Here is a 1,707-nt window from a genome sequence, read left to right as displayed (position 1 = left end):
ATATTGCCCTTCATAAGCGCTCATGCGGGGATTTTCCTGCCATCCCATAACACCTGTTTATGTAACGGCAGTTTTTCGGTATGATGCGCTCCATAACTAAAAATGAAGAAAATTCAGGGAACGTTTGAACCGCATACCACTACATGGTTTGCCATCGCTCAATGCCCCCACTCGCAGGGGGAATGCGCTTTCGTGCATCCCATGAACGAGGGGGCATGTGATACCCGGTTCGATGTTTCCTTGACGTCAGTTCGCACGGGCGACCCAGCCCATTCGACGACTCACGACCCTAAGCAGGAAACGGAGAAAAACGTGGCACAACTATCATTCAAGGCAGCCGGCCTCGCCATGGGCGTTACCGGCACACTGGCTTTTGCTGCACCGGCATTGGCACAACAAGACACCGAGGCCATGCAGCGCCAGTTGGATGCTCTACGTGCGCAAGTCGAGCGCATGGAGCAGCAACTCGAAGCCCAGCAGTCGACCACGACCACCGACAGCAGCCAGGCAAGTTCGCAGACACGTGATCTGGCCGAGGAAAACCGTTCGCTGATCGAGTCGATCCAGAATACTCAGTTCAGCGGTACCCTGCAGCTCAAGGGCACTTACGACGACTGGAGCAAACCCAGCAAGGACACCGCTGGCGACATGGACTTCGGCAAGTTCGTGCTCGGCGTCGACGGTCAGCATGGCAACTTCCTGTATTCGTTCGAATATCGCTTCTACGACGGTTACCAGTTCCTCAAGAAGGGCTGGATGGGCTATCAGGCCAGCGATAACGACACCGTCAAGGTAGGGCTGGTCCAGACGCCGTTCGGCAACATGGAGTACGGCTACCTGGGCTGGTACGGCAACCTGCCGTATCTCGCCGGTTTCAACGACAACCAGAACGCGGGTATCAAGTGGGATCACACCCAAGGCGCCTGGGATACCTCACTGGCCTTCTTCAAGAGCGATCAGCTAGGCGATGGCAACGAGCACTATGGGGCCAATGCTGTCGCTGATCCAGATAAACCCGTTGGTGATAGCCCCCAAGGCAATTCCGCCGAGAACCAGCTCGCCGCACGTGTCGCCTACACTTTCGGTCAGGGCACCGATTACACCACCGAGATCAACTTCTCGGCCAAGGGCGGTCAACTCTATAACAACCAGACCCACGACAGCGGCAGCAACTGGCAGGCCGCCGTGGGCCTCAACGGCAGCTATGGCTCCTGGCTGACGCAACTGCAGGCCACCGCCTACGAATACGATGCCGAGAACCCGAGCGAGTCTACTACCGGAATTTCCGATGACGTTCTTTCTATAGGCGCGTTCGGTTTCAACTATCTGATCCCCGCCGAAGGCCAGATGTATTCCGCCAGCGTGGGCTACAGCATGAACGTCGACTGGGGTGACATCGACAATGTCTACTTCTACAACGACTTCAGCTATATCAGTCCGAACGACGATTATTCCCCGGTTGACGGTGGTTTCGGCGATGTCGATGACCCGATGCTCAACGACCTGGGCATGAAGGTCACCGCGGGCCCGTATTACGCTTGGTTCAGTGTCATTTCGGGCAAGAACGCACTCGCTTACTTTGGGCCGGGTGAAGGTGATGATGGCTGGCACACCAGCCTGCAGACCAACTTCGGTCTCAACTTCTAAGAAGACCTCTCTTGACTAGCTGACGTTTTAGCGCCCCGCTCTCCATGAGCGGGGCTTTTT

General features: G+C 56.4%; 1 protein-coding gene. It reads left to right on the top strand.

Annotation, left to right across the window (positions count from 1 at the left end):
• The first annotated feature begins 312 nt into the window (after positions 1 to 312).
• A complete protein-coding gene (locus OP496_RS17580; RefSeq protein WP_280565195.1) occupies positions 313 to 1,647 on the top strand; it encodes a hypothetical protein in 1,335 nt (444 codons plus the stop codon).
• Positions 1,648 to 1,707: the final 60 nt, after the last annotated feature.

The sequence above is a fragment of the Chromohalobacter sp. 48-RD10 genome (genome assembly GCF_029889785.1).
Lineage (GTDB): Bacteria > Pseudomonadota > Gammaproteobacteria > Pseudomonadales > Halomonadaceae > Chromohalobacter.
Note: the sequence above shows the minus strand (reverse complement) of the source record. Positions and strands in the feature narration are given on the sequence as shown.